The sequence below is a fragment of the Oceanobacillus zhaokaii genome, assembly GCF_003352005.1.
Lineage (GTDB): Bacteria > Bacillota > Bacilli > Bacillales > Amphibacillaceae > Oceanobacillus > Oceanobacillus zhaokaii.
In genome coordinates this window covers 1238001-1250897 of the sequence record NZ_CP024848.1, presented here as the reverse complement: position 1 = coordinate 1250897, position 12897 = coordinate 1238001, and the positions used below count along the sequence as shown (strand labels likewise).

At 37.3% G+C, this 12897-nt stretch carries 16 protein-coding genes; 4 read left to right on the top strand and 12 right to left on the bottom strand.

The window, feature by feature from the left end; all coding sequences use genetic code 11:
• Positions 1–322: 322 nt before the first annotated feature.
• The 4 genes from CUC15_RS06345 to solA all read right to left on the bottom strand — a co-directional run bounded on the left by CUC15_RS06345 (position 323) and on the right by solA (position 3115).
• Positions 323–733, bottom strand: a complete 411-nt coding sequence (locus tag CUC15_RS06345) for a DUF1259 domain-containing protein (protein ID WP_114915852.1) — start codon at positions 731–733, stop codon at positions 323–325.
• Between the two features lie 146 nt (positions 734–879).
• Positions 880–1158 carry a 2TM domain-containing protein gene (locus tag CUC15_RS06340; RefSeq protein WP_114915851.1) on the bottom strand — a complete coding sequence of 93 codons (279 nt, stop codon included), beginning with the start codon at positions 1156–1158 and terminating at the stop codon, positions 880–882.
• A 44-nt stretch (positions 1159–1202) separates the two neighbouring features.
• On the bottom strand, positions 1203–1658 hold the full coding sequence (locus tag CUC15_RS06335; protein ID WP_114915850.1) for a GNAT family N-acetyltransferase: 456 nt from the start codon (positions 1656–1658) through the stop codon (positions 1203–1205).
• A gap of 281 nt (positions 1659–1939) precedes the next feature.
• Positions 1940–3115 carry an N-methyl-L-tryptophan oxidase gene (gene solA / locus CUC15_RS06330; protein WP_114915849.1) on the bottom strand — a complete coding sequence of 392 codons (1176 nt, stop codon included), beginning with the start codon at positions 3113–3115 and terminating at the stop codon, positions 1940–1942.
• Between the two features lie 367 nt (positions 3116–3482).
• Between solA and CUC15_RS06325 the strand changes: the two genes are divergently transcribed.
• Both CUC15_RS06325 and CUC15_RS06320 read left to right on the top strand, forming a co-directional pair.
• The gene (locus CUC15_RS06325; RefSeq protein WP_114915848.1) at positions 3483–4391 is read left to right on the top strand and encodes a LysR family transcriptional regulator; all 909 of its coding nucleotides are present in this window, start codon (positions 3483–3485) and stop codon (positions 4389–4391) included.
• A gap of 195 nt (positions 4392–4586) precedes the next feature.
• Positions 4587–5012 (top strand): GlcG/HbpS family heme-binding protein, encoded by a 426-nt coding sequence (locus tag CUC15_RS06320; RefSeq protein ID WP_205317666.1) that lies wholly within the window; start codon positions 4587–4589, stop codon positions 5010–5012.
• A 174-nt stretch (positions 5013–5186) separates the two neighbouring features.
• Here the strand turns inward: CUC15_RS06320 and CUC15_RS06315 are convergent, their stop codons facing one another.
• The 8 genes from CUC15_RS06315 to CUC15_RS06280 all read right to left on the bottom strand — a co-directional run bounded on the left by CUC15_RS06315 (position 5187) and on the right by CUC15_RS06280 (position 11450).
• Positions 5187–5636 (bottom strand): YrvL family regulatory protein, encoded by a 450-nt coding sequence (locus CUC15_RS06315; protein ID WP_114915846.1) that lies wholly within the window; start codon positions 5634–5636, stop codon positions 5187–5189.
• A 28-nt stretch (positions 5637–5664) separates the two neighbouring features.
• A complete protein-coding gene (locus CUC15_RS06310; protein WP_205317665.1) occupies positions 5665–6171 on the bottom strand; it encodes a GNAT family N-acetyltransferase in 507 nt (168 codons plus the stop codon).
• Between the two features lie 251 nt (positions 6172–6422).
• Positions 6423–7106 carry an SIMPL domain-containing protein gene (locus CUC15_RS06305; RefSeq protein ID WP_114915845.1) on the bottom strand — a complete coding sequence of 228 codons (684 nt, stop codon included), beginning with the start codon at positions 7104–7106 and terminating at the stop codon, positions 6423–6425.
• A gap of 305 nt (positions 7107–7411) precedes the next feature.
• A complete protein-coding gene (locus tag CUC15_RS06300; RefSeq protein ID WP_114915844.1) occupies positions 7412–7966 on the bottom strand; it encodes an SLOG family protein in 555 nt (184 codons plus the stop codon).
• A 115-nt stretch (positions 7967–8081) separates the two neighbouring features.
• Positions 8082–8609, bottom strand: coding sequence for a spore coat protein (locus CUC15_RS06295; RefSeq protein ID WP_114915843.1), 528 nt, complete (start codon positions 8607–8609; stop codon positions 8082–8084).
• Between the two features lie 205 nt (positions 8610–8814).
• A complete protein-coding gene (locus tag CUC15_RS06290; protein ID WP_114915842.1) occupies positions 8815–9588 on the bottom strand; it encodes an ABC transporter permease in 774 nt (257 codons plus the stop codon).
• A gap of 67 nt (positions 9589–9655) precedes the next feature.
• Positions 9656–10549 (bottom strand): ABC transporter ATP-binding protein, encoded by an 894-nt coding sequence (locus tag CUC15_RS06285; protein WP_242985960.1) that lies wholly within the window; start codon positions 10547–10549, stop codon positions 9656–9658.
• Between the two features lie 112 nt (positions 10550–10661).
• The gene (locus CUC15_RS06280; RefSeq protein WP_114915841.1) at positions 10662–11450 is read right to left on the bottom strand and encodes an MBL fold metallo-hydrolase; all 789 of its coding nucleotides are present in this window, start codon (positions 11448–11450) and stop codon (positions 10662–10664) included.
• 251 nt (positions 11451–11701) lie between these two features.
• Here CUC15_RS06280 and CUC15_RS06275 point away from each other — a divergent pair, with 251 nt between their 5' ends.
• Both CUC15_RS06275 and yidC read left to right on the top strand, forming a co-directional pair.
• Positions 11702–12094 (top strand): hypothetical protein, encoded by a 393-nt coding sequence (locus tag CUC15_RS06275; RefSeq protein ID WP_114915840.1) that lies wholly within the window; start codon positions 11702–11704, stop codon positions 12092–12094.
• Positions 12019–12816, top strand: a complete 798-nt coding sequence (gene yidC, locus CUC15_RS06270) for a membrane protein insertase YidC (RefSeq protein ID WP_114915839.1) — start codon at positions 12019–12021, stop codon at positions 12814–12816. The genes CUC15_RS06275 and yidC overlap by 76 nt, the downstream gene beginning before the upstream one ends.
• Positions 12817–12897 lie beyond the last annotated feature (81 nt).

The following is a 12897-nucleotide window of genomic DNA, read 5'->3' as shown; positions in this document are numbered from 1 at the left end:
AAACCTCACTCCTTGTTATTTTATCATAATTCCATCGGCAGAATTTCAAAGATTCATTAATTTTCTAATAAATAGGCGAGCGAATATTGAAGAATTTAAAATAGAACAAGCGATCATTCTTAATGAGGAATTATGAGAATCTTTATATAAGTGTTTTCTAAAATAGTAACTGCGATAATCTAGTCGATTCTTTGCTAAACTTTGTTACTTTTTAGAAAAACAATAGCACCGCATAAATGCAGTGCAATAAGGTAGCCTTTTTTAAAAGCTTTATGACAATCTATGAATCCACATAATTGGTTTGTTAGTTAAGGTTGATTTCTCACTTTTTAGCAATGGGAGGACTTTTCAAAAAGGTGAAAGCATACGCAATCTTCTTTGCGAAATTTAAAGGTGGCTCAACAGATTGAAGATGGATGTACATTATCAGCGGGGAGGTATATAACCAATGATTATGTAATGCACTGACAATAATTCCTTGTTGAACTACAGCATGCATAAATGACGGTATTTCTTCTTGGAGAATAGCGATTTCAGCAAGGTTTAGTGCGTTTCCATTACTGTCCAGAGATTCAAATAAAACGTCTACGGGTACAATAGAGATACTCGATTTCCCTTGGATAGTAGCATGAAACTGCCGCGATAATGAAACGGAGCAAACCCCGTTATTCATTGATCCTTTTCCTTGTATAATGGCAGCAAACTGCTCACATAAAGAATGACTGATAGGCATTAAACCAATCCCCTCATTTTTCATGGATAGTGGTGGTAATTGGAAATCCTTGGAAGCAAAATGTCCTATTCTCAGCGGCAAATCGAATAGAACGGTAACCTAAGTCATTGTCCCTTTCTAAAAAGCACACACTATTATTATAAAACTTATTCGTCTCGCCTATCCTTCTCCATATATTCCTTTATTTTTCTTTCCTCCCAGTCTGCGCCCATGAATCCATCAGAATAAACGGAGAAAGCATGCGCGATTAGTCCAATTCCCCACCCCATGAGCGGAAAGATAAACCACCAATAACTTGGATCGGTAACCATATTAATGATAAATAGCATGGTATTCACTAAAACATAGGAAAGCAAATGTTGATAAAATTCTTTTAGATTTTGCACACGTTTCTTCGCTCTTAAATATTTTTCCTCGTTCTCCATTTTATTTCGCCCCCAATCTATTGATTTACTCCAATTCAGTTACATCATGTCAGCTTCCGCTCTAATCGAATCATGTCCCGGCAAATAATCCCATTTTCAATAATTTCCTCTTCATAATTTCTTGTAAAGAAATCATATTCAATTCCGTTGATACGAAATCCACACTTTTGATAGAGCGCGAGTTGGCCGAGACTTGAATTTCCTGTACCTACTTCAATGGCAGCATACCCTTGCTTTCTAGCATATTCAATGGCATGCTTGATTAATTCCTTTCCAATCCCTTTTCCTTGCTCTTTTTTTGCCACAGCAATATTCATTATTTCAGTAACAGTTGATTTTATTGACAATAAAATATAAACTGCGATAATCTCATCTTGCCTCTTTGCAATGAAACATTCTCCAGATGCTAAATATTTCTCTACAAGTTCGCGTGACGGATCCGCTGATAGAAGCAATTCCATTGGCGGTGCTTCTGTTGATTTAAGCTTTTCAATAATCATGACTGAACTTCTCCTGTTATATTAATCTCTTAGAAATGACAGCTTCTACAATGTTTTATGTATGATATTTGCGCTATACTCCTAACTTTTCCATTTAAAATTTTGTTTACTTCTAACTCACTTTAAATTGTAATTTTTCTATTAACAAGCTCATTTTATCTTAGGCAGTCTCTTCCTGCAAGACACACAATAAGTAAAAGCTAATATTTCACATTAAAAAAGATGCCTATTTCTGGACATCTTTTTTACAATTATTATTATTCGATAAAATCCTTCATACCTTACTTACTGACACTCTTCTCCTTCAAACTTGGTCTATCAATTCTAAATATAGAAATATCGTGCTCTGTTTCACCTTTTACAGTTAATTGAGATAATATTTCACCTACAACACTTGCAAACTTGTAGCCATGTCCAGCAAATCCTGCTGCGATAGAAATATGTGGGTACTGTGGATGTTTATCAATGATAAAGTGACCATCAGGGGTTCTCGTGTACATACAAATGACCCCTTTCTTTAACGCTCCTGAAGCTTTTGGCATAAATTTATCCAAAAATTCGCGAATATGTCCCTCATCATTTGGATCAGAACCAAATTCACGATTCATTGTCTCTGGATTAATGATATCAACATAATCATGTCTTCCCACTTTTACACCGCATCCGCCAAATGTAGGAAATCCGTAATATATAGCTCTTGTGTCACCATGCGGAACCTCAACCATGAAAGTAGGGAAATTGTTTACATTAAATAACGATTCATCGGCCTCAAACCAAGCAACAGGTTGACGTGTTGGTATAAGTGGCAAATCAAGGTCTAGTTTGCCAAGGATCTCTTTATTCCAAGCACCACCGCTAATAATTAGCTTATTTGCTGTAAATTCGTCTTTTTCCGTAACAACCTTTACACCATCCTCATATGCCTCAATATTGAGAACAGGATTGTTTACTGATAATTCAGCACCATGGTGTTCTGCAAGCTCTCTGTAAGCCTGGATACAGTTTTCACTATATAAATATCCTGAATTTGATTCATAAAAGGCATTGTAATCATCTGGAACAGTTAACCCTGGAAAACGCTCTTTCATTTCAGCTCCTGAGAGATAATCGACTGCTAAATTATATTCTTTTCCACTTGCAATTGCCTCATCAATAAATGGAGCATTTCCTTTTGGCCCAAACCCCATTGCACCAGCTTGTGTAAATATTTTTAGATGTGATTTCTTCTCAAGCTCATCCCATAGCTCTTGTGACCGGAGTGCCAGTGGAACATACTCCCTTCCCTCACCATATGCATGTCGGATAATTCGTGTTTCACCGAAGTGGCTTCCCTGATCATGTGGCGGATCATACGCATCGATTAATAATGTTCTAACCCCTTGTCTCGCTAAATAATAGCCTGCAGCCATCCCCATAGAACCAGCACCAACAACAATTACTTCAAAATGTCTAGTCATTTATAATCCCCCTTTTTCCTTTAAAAGCTTTGAGATAACTTGTTTCGTTTCACCCATTAAATAGTAAGCGCTTTCTTATATAAATAAATTATATAATGCTTTTCCCTTCACGTATAATGAGGGAAAAAGATATCTTCCATCTGAATTAGAGAATACTATCTCTCTTCCATAATAATTTTCCACATGATTATCTCTATAATAATCTTCCAGGACAAACACTGCAACAGGACTTTTCCCACTTGTTTATATTTTTAGACTATTATAAAATGTAAATATTCATAATGAGCAAAGATAGCCAAGCAGCAATTCTACCATTGCTGCTGAATGCTTGAAGAAAATATTACATATCTTTTAGAGGGGGGTTCAAATGGAGATTAAAGATTTGCGTATTTTTCAAAGTGTTGCCCATCATGGCAGTATCAGCAAAGCAGCAAATGAATTAAACTTTGTGCAATCCCATGTCACTGCCAGAATAAAATTGCTGGAATCAGAATTACAAACTCAACTATTTCACAGGCATAGTCGTGGTACAACCCTCAATTCTGAAGGAAAAAAGCTTTTAGCCCATTCGGAAAAGATTCTTTCCATGATAGACGAAATGAAAAAAGCCTTCCAGGATTCCGATAGCCCATCAGGTACACTAGAAATTGGAACAGTTGAAACGGTTATTAAACTGCCAATGATTTTATCTGCCTATCATAGAAATTACCCAAATGTTGATTTATCCCTAATAACAGGTGTGACAAAAGAACTTATCGATCAAATCCTGAAAAGAAAACTAGATGGTGCATTTGTTACAGGCTTTAACTCGCATCCTGATATTGAACAAATTGAGGTTTTCCAGGAAAATTTAGTATTAATATCCAGCTATGAAAAAAACACTATAGATGATCTGAAAAATAAGCCTCTCCTCGTATTCAAGACAGGTTGCAGTTATCGGGCTCGTCTAGAAAGCTGGCTTAGTGAAGAAGGTATTATTAATGCGAAGATAATGGAATTCGGTACATTAGAAACGATACTCGGCAGTGTTATCTCAGGTCTTGGAATTAGTCTAGTCCCACAATCTACTGTAAGGCATTTGGAATTGGAAGGTGCCATTCAATGCCATCCGCTGCCAGATGAGTACAGTAAAATATCTACTGTATTTATTATCCGGAAAGAGACGTATTTAACCAATACAATGGATAAATTTATTGAAACGATTAACGACTTTGCGAATATTGCCAATCCACCATTGCTGACACCGTATCTTAATGTTGCAGTAAATCAAATCTAATCCGTATTAGTATTACCGATGTCTACTATCTGTACTAGTCATTTTACTAGATAGTAAATCCAGTTTAAGATAATGATAAGTTAACATCATAGAAAAATATTTAACCGCACTCAAAGTAAAAGTGTAGTTATACTCCGAGAAACGATTGGGCTTCACGCAACATAAAATTGACTAATATGTTAGGAGGAATTTATGATGAGTAAGATTAATTTAGAAATTGCTAAACAATTAATTGATGGTGCAGAAGAAGAAGCACAAAAGATTGGCGTTCAGATGGTTATTTCAGTTGTAGATGAAGGCGGAAACCTCATTGCCGTTCATCGCATGGATGATGCTTGGCTCGCTAGTATTGAGATTGCCCAAAACAAGGCATGGACTTCTGTTGCATTAAAAATGCCAACTTCAAACTTGGCTGAGGCAACCGTTCCTAATGCGGAGCTTTTTGGCTTGAACACGACAAATAATGGACGCCTTGTTGTCTTCGGTGGTGGATTCCCACTTGTTAGAGATGGTAAGGTTATTGGTGCTGTAGGTGTGAGTGGAAGTTCTGTAGAACATGATGTCCAAGTAGCACAGGCAGCTGTACATGTTTTTGATGCTTTGAATGTTAGCGTATTATAATAAATTGCATACTGTAACGATTGCGGAGTGTTGGGATTATATCGTTGGAGCAAAGCTTCAAAATAAATTTGGATATTTATCTCACAGGTAAAAGGACAGTGAAAGGTAGAATGTTACCTTTCACTGTCCTTTTCAATTTGAGCTGGAAATAAAACCATTCCGCTCTCCATTGGATTACTTTTCCCCGACATCATCTTGGTCCAACAAGTATTCTGCAATAGACACAATTAACGCTGCAACTAACTCTACCGTTAAAGGAACGTTTAGACCAGTCAGGAGTTCATCAGCAGTAAATATTGCAATCCAACTAAAGAATGCCTCAATCATAATCGCGCAGACAATTAATGTGTATTTTCCTGTTAAAAACCGAGAAAAAATAATGCGCGGTACTTTCGCCAAAATATCCGTAAATATGCCGATGATTAACACAAATAATATAAAGGTAAGGATTGTAAATAGCGTATCATATTTAACATCAAAAAGATTAAACAACCCTGCAAAACCAAAGAAATAGAAACCTATCACCAATCCGAATGCAATGGCAAGCAGGACTGTTATTGTCGCTATTGCTATTAACTTTTCTCTCATACCCTTCTTCTCTGATACTTCATCTAATTCCCCCATACACACATCCCTATTTCAAAAGCATTGTCTAACTATTACTCGTAATTTTATTAACTTTTAACACCATTCGTACCGTATTTAATATATGTCCGCCAAAGTTATCCTCGAACTCTGACACGACTTCAAATCCTTTTGCAGTATAGAAGTTCATGCCAATTTTATTGTTTTTCTCCACATTTAGAAGGATTTCTTTTACATTTCCTAATTGCTTGATCCCTTGCTGTAAAAACGCAGTACCAATCCCTTTTCCTTGATATTCTGGATATAAATAGATAGCACCTAGTTCTGTTTTTCCGTCAGTTGTAATTGGTGAGTAGTTTGCAAAGCCAACAATTTTACCCTCTGCCTCAGCAACATAAATAATTGAATGCTTTAGTCTGCTTTTCATATTTTTATCGCTATAAGCTGAAAGTAAAAAATTCTCTTGAATGCCTAATGGAATAATCCCTTCATATGTAGCATTCCAGCTTGTTTTCGCAACATGCTGAACCTGTGGGATATCCTTCTTCTTCATGTTTCGAATCAAATAATCCAAATAATCACCTCAAGTAGTTACTCAATTAAAATATTTCTAACATTATAACATTTATTACTATTAGCGTAACTATTTTTACCATAGTGTCTCTTATTTTCTATTGGACAGTTATAGAGCAACGATTTCCAAGTTTCTTAACCGTTAGAAGACTAGGTTTAAGCCAAGCCTTTGGGTGGCATGCTCAGTTGCATCTATGCATGCTTTCTTATCTAGCAAAAAGCAAGTGACGGAATGCCATCACTTGCTTTCTACTAGTACTGGTATTGTACCTCAACCGTTGCACTCACCATTATTTGCCCAGGCTCAATTGGTGTTGCAAAACTTTCTGCTGATGCTGCCGTCACTTTATACGTAATAGGAGGAGTTCCGGTAGATTGCTCCACAATCTTAATTGGCGGCTGATTAAGATTAAGTCGCAATGTCCTTGCGATGGCTTCAGCTTTGCCATTCGCATTTTCAAGGGCAGCACTAAGGGCCTGCTGGTAGTACATATCCTTATCACGAACAGTAAATTGGATATTTGAAACACGATTCACTCCATTTTTCACTGCCTCATCAATGATGGCACCCGCTTGATCAATTGCACTTATCTCCACAGTAATTCCATTAGTAACATCATAACCTCGAAAAACTTGCTTTCCATCAACAAAATCGTATCTAGGAAATATTGTAAAAACAGTTGTATGAATATTTTCTCTTGGAATTCCCAAGTTAAGTAGTGCTTGAATTACTTGATTCATTGTATTTGCATTTTCCTGCTGTGCCTGACGTAAAGATTCGTTTTCCGTCACAACTTCTAATTGGATGGTTAAGATATTCGGCTCTACTGAAATTTGTCCATTCCCAGAAACAGTCAGTACACGACGTGCCGATGATTGATGCTGTGCCGGTCTATATTCTGCATTTGAAGGATACTGATATGGATAATACAACATGATTCCACCTTTCCAAAATGCGCAGTTCCGTTCTTTTAATGATATGCGCTCTGCGGTGAAATAATTAATGTAAATCCAGCGGAAATTGTAGCGGTAGCATGAGGGAATCTCAACTATTGTTGCTTATTTTGTCGAATATCGGCGTGAACGGAATGGATATCGGCGCCTTTGCTCGATATATCGGCGTATTTTCAAATATATCGGTATTTCTGCGCCCCCTCGGTAATTTTGGCACACTCCCAAATTTCTGCGCCCTTCCGTGCCTGCCTCGAAGCCCTAGACCACACAAGCTTGCGCAAACTAAGTCAGCTCCAATAATCCGGATCCGCCATCCGTATTTCCTCTACAATATCTTCCAAATCCATCGGAGTGATTAGGAAGATTGGATAGTTTCCATCTGCCTGCTTTGCAATGTCATAAAAATATTTTGTACTCCCTGGAAATTCATCATCCATTAGGAGTAGGCAGCCGTCACTCTTATCGACTAGCCACATGTTTTTCGCTTTAAATTGATAGGGTGCTTTATAATCGCCATTATAAATTGGCTGGTAAAAGTCGGCAATCATTGTCAGCTCTTCGTATTTATATTTCAATGGTTCTGGCCAGCGATTGTCCTGATTTTCAAAGGGTGGAAAGATACCAAGATTGATATCATATGTTTCCTTTAAATCGAGAACGACTTCTGCCGTCCAGAGCTCGACACCCATTTGACCGGAAACGAGAACCCATTCTAGTCCTTCTTCTATAAATCCAATTAGCCGTTTTTCGATTGCTTTCTTGATAATTCGGACTTTTGAATCATCTTCTTTAAAAATACCTAATTCTGTTGATTTGTATCCTGTCACCGTTAAGATTTTCATATGTAATCACCGTCTTTAAATTAATATATCCATATCATTATAACCCCTTTAAATATTGTATCAAATAGAAAAAGCCGACAATTCACTTGTCAGCCCTCTATAATCCGTACCTTTTTTACCATCTATGGTGAGATGGATTACCGCCACAACCACACTTGCAGCCTTTATGCGGTCCAAAACCTGGCTGCATTACACCTGCCACTTGACCTCCTGGACCAAATGGCATATTTGCACCTGCCACTTGACCTCCTGGACCATAGCCTGGCATCATCGCTCCTGCCACTTGACCTCCTGGACCATAGCCTGGGCCAAAGCCCGGTGCCATTGCGCCTGCTACTTGACCTCCCGGACCAAATCCTGGGCCAAAGCCTGGTGCCATTGCGCCTGCCACTTGACCAGGACTTGGTACCTCAAACGAACCACCATATTGATCAACACTGTTAACTGTATTTTGCACAGATGTTGAATGCGGAAATACGTGATTATTCTTCACTAAATGATGGTTCATAATCGTAGTATGGGAAGGATGCACATGATCTACTTCACTTTCGGAAAATTGATTGACACAATTAAACTTTGTAGGATGGACAATTGTCTTTCGACAAGTATGGCATCTACAATGTCTTCCATGACGAAATCTCATTAGATTATCCCCTTTCTTGTTATAGGTTCACTATTAACCTATGATAGTTACCATGGGGATGCATGTGCAGCTACCTATTTTCAATTAAGTTTTCACTGCATGTTTCAATTCATTAATCAAATGCTTTTCAATCTCCTTCGTGTCATCAAGATGGAATGCATGTGCAGATTTCTCCAACCAAACTAACAGCTTACATACACAAGTATTAATAATGCGCCAGCAACCCTTTCTTCATCGCCACTCGTTCACAGAGGAAAAAGAATCCGAGACCGATAACAAAATAGAATACAGCATTAAATCCTAGTATCAGGAAATCTTCCATCCTAATTTGACTGAGTGTAACACCATGGATCATCACAGCCCGTACTAAGTCGACCCCTTTTACAAAGGGGAAAAATGCCAGGAAAGGTGCAACGGTTAGCGGAACAAAGGTTAGTCCAGCTAGAATGAACTGTAATATTTGGAGAAATGCTTGAATTTGTTTCAAGACAATCGATAGGCCAGCAATAATAAATCCAAGACCAAACATACTAATCAAGGTCAAGATTAATATTGGCAATATCGTGATAATGTCGATATTTAGCCATTGGCCAGTCGTCAGCATCGATAAATATAGTAATGCAACAATAATCAAAAAACTTACGATTGTGGAGGATATCAACCTTGCGAGCATAATGCGCCAAATCCCCATCGGAGACATACTCAATTGTTCAAGTGTTCCCTGTGTCGCTTCATTTGTAATTTGCCAGCCAATGGCATTTACAACAATCATCGCTAAATACCAGAAAATATAGTTTACAATCACAAATTGAACATTTGAATCCTGTGTTGTTGGGTCACCGATTAATTGAATCCCAGCAAACATACCAATAAAAATAATATAAAAAGTAAGCAGCATTGCGATCGTATTCGGTAAGTACCGCTTATATTCAATATATTCCATCCGAATGTTTGCCTTAAGAAGATTGAATCCTTGCATTATATATTTCCCCCTTTACAATTTTCATAAATATTTCTTCAAAATTAATTGACTTACGATCAATTGATTAAACTGGTGTCTCTTCTAACTTAAAAATATCAAATAAATCATAGATTGCTTCGCTTTTTTCAAGATCCACACCAACTGAAGATTGATTGATATCTTCCTTATACTCTGCTCCGGGAAACGTAAGCTTCAGTAATTTCTGCTGTTTTTCACTTAATGGTCCACCTAGTGTTATCGTATAGGCACGAACTTCAAACAATCGTAATAAATTATCCACCTTGTCATCTGTAACAATCTCTCCTCCATTAATAATCACGGTCCGTTCACAGATATCTTGAATTACATCCATATCATGGGAGCTAATAATGATCGTTCGATTATAATCACTTGCGATACTTCGAAGTAAATCACGTACTTCATAGCTTGTTTCGACATCGAGTCCAAGTGTCGGTTCGTCTAGCAGAATGACGTCACTATCGGCTAACATTGCCACTGCGATTGCCAGTTTTTGCTGCATTCCTCGTGAAAGACGATTGACTAGTTCCGAAGATTTCTCTTGTAAACGAAACTTTTCCAATAATTCATCAACCTGTTTCTTAACCTCTTTCCTTGAAGCACCACGATTTCCAGCAAAATATTCCAGGTTCTCTCTAACAGTCAAACGCCAATATAAATTTCGATTTCCTTCAAGCACTGCACTGATATGGCGTAATGCTTTCAAACGTTTCTCTCGATTATTGATTCCATTGATTGTAATTGTTCCGGAATCAGGAATTAGCAGACCACATATCATCTTAATTGTCGTTGTTTTCCCTGCTCCATTTGGTCCAAGAAGGCCGACTATTTCTCCCCGATTCACTTTGAAGGATACATCTGTGACCGCATGGATATACTCTTTTGACTTCCGCTTCCGATAAGACTTCTTAAGATTCTGAACTTCGATAATAGTTTCCACCCTATCCATCCCTTTCTGTCCTAAGCTACTTCCAATCTTACATCGAAACTGAATTAGCCTCTACATTCCTTAGAACGAAAATTGCTCAGTCTAGAGACTGACTGAAGTTTCACTAAAATTGAACACTAAATCGTCTAAAGCTGTGGAGCCCGCTTCCGTGTCTTACAACATTCCTATCTCGAAGTTCTTTTACTGCTCCTAACACTTCATCCAAAATGGACGCATCAATCCCCAGCTGATTATGTGAACCATAAACCGTTTTTACATTTTCTATTTTTGCAATTCTCTCCAATGAGTTTACTAATTCTTCCGGATCTGTCGTAGGGTAAAAGGCATAAATCGGTGTCTCCAAATAAAGTAAATCTCCGGTGAACAAGTATCTTCGACCTTTTTCATATATGCAACAGTGACCAGGGGAATGTCCTGGTGTATGTATAATTTCTAACAGCCGATTACCAATATCAATCTTGTCTCCATCTACTAATAAACCTGTTGGCTCACCTTGAAACGGTGTAAAAGTATCAGAGTTAAATGACGCAGGTGTTGCTTTGGTAATATCCCTTCCAATATTTATTCTAATTTGCTCCAGCGATAACCCTTCGATTCCATTTATTAACCAATCCGATTCCGCCTCATGCACATAAATCTCAGTAAACTCCCCATGGCTGCCAATATGATCTGTATGGACGTGAGTAGTAAGTACAATAATTGGTAAATCTGTCAATTGATCTGTTATTCGTTTGATATTATCGATTCCAAGTCCAGTATCAATCAATGCAGCTTTATTTGTACCAATTAATAAAAATGAATGTACCTTTTCCCAATGCCCATACTCACTAATTGCGAAAGTGGTTTCATCCAATTCCGTTACCGTGAACCATGAATCAGAAATAATCGTCATATTTAATCCTCGCTTTTTTATTTTGATTATACTTAATATTCCAACTTAAGGAAAGTAGGCTTTTATAGTTCCCTGTTGGATCTATTAGTCATTCGCGTTATAATTATTTTTAGTAGGTAAGTGCAACTAAGGCTGTCACCTAAAAGCTTGGTGACAACAAGTTTTCTAAGATTAAACTTGAAACTTTATAAGTTAATAGAACGTATGAACAAGATAAACTTTTATTATCGCTTTAAAGGAGGTGAATACAGATGTTTCTTGAATTGTTAAATGAACTATTGAGTGATTTTTCGCCAATCTACCTTTATTTGAGTTTTCTACTGTCCGTCGTTTATTTTGATTATATCCAGCTAGATTTCCGCTGTGCCATCGATAAGAACCATGCGTTTATTCGAAAAAGTCATGCATTGAAGCTAGATTCCCTTCCAAGACAGCAGCCGATTTCTGGAGCTATTAAAATTCATAATTGGATTACAAATAAAACGAAACGAATCGAAATCCCTGATGATGATAACGAAGCATACTCCAACTCGAATATTTCAAAAGATAAAATTCGAGGAGGACAAAAATGGAAAAAAGGTCTGTATTCACGTTCTTTAAAAAATATAAAATTAGCTTCCTGCTTCTGTTCGTTGTATTTTTAGCAGGTTGTCAAGGCGCAATAAATGAACCGATTGATGCAAACTCAGCTGGCTGGTTTGATCATTACTTCGTCTATACATTTTCACGATTAATAAAAGGTATTGCTGGAATATTCAACGATAATTATGGATTATCTATTATTATAATTACGTTAATTATCCGCTTGGCATTAATGCCATTTTTATTAAAACAAACGAAGAGCAGCATGCAAATGCGTGAAAGAATGAGTGTCATCAAACCTGAAATAGATGCACTTCAAAAGAAATATGAAAATAAAAAAGACACTGCATCAAGATCGGAAATGCAGCAAGAAATGATGAAAATTTATCAGAAGCACAATATGAATCCACTTGCTTCTCTTACCGGATGTTTACCAATGCTCATTCAATTTCCAATATTAATCGCATTTTACTATGCGATTCGCAGAACACCTGAAATTGCAACCCATTCTTTCTTATGGTTCAATTTAGGGCAAACGGATATTCTTATAACTATCATCGCTGTAATCGTTTATTATCTGCAATTTAAGGTCTCACAAAAAAGCATGGAACCACAAATGCGCAAGCAAATGGCAATTATGGGATTAATTTCTCCAATTATGATTGGTTTCATATCGCTTAACGCGCCAGCTGCATTACCTTTATATTGGGCTGTCGGCGGAATCTTCATGATCGTCCAAACGCTAATCGCACAGAAGTTGTATGCACCTGTCCAAGGAAAATAATATGAATTTATGGAGGGTAAACCTCTGGACATCCATAAGTTGGGGTTCCACTCAAACTCCAAACTAAAAAACACTTCCAAA